General features: G+C 61.8%; 1 pseudogene. It reads right to left on the reverse strand.

The window, feature by feature from the left end:
- Positions 1-38 precede the first annotated feature (38 nt).
- Positions 39-251, reverse strand: a pseudogene (locus LI94_RS21700) (acetaldehyde dehydrogenase (acetylating)); the annotation flags it as partial.

Below are 251 nucleotides of genomic sequence, written 5' to 3' on the forward strand. Positions count from 1 at the left end.
GGTGATCCGCACATCAAAAATGTGATCAGACATAACGATTACACTCCTCCAGCCGTGACGCCGGCCATCTCGCGGGCGATCTCCTCGCCCACCTTGGTCGCCGCCGCCGTCATGATGTCCAGGTTCCCCGCATACGGCGGCAGGTAATCCCCGGCACCCTCAACCTCCACGAACGTGGTCACCACCGCACGCCCACCCGAATTCAGCGACGGCTCATCGAACTGCGGCTCATTGAGCAACCGATAACCCGG

Origin of the sequence: Mycobacterium sp. UM_Kg27 (assembly GCF_000972905.1) — a bacterium.
Classification (GTDB): Bacteria; Actinomycetota; Actinomycetes; order Mycobacteriales; family Mycobacteriaceae; genus Mycobacterium.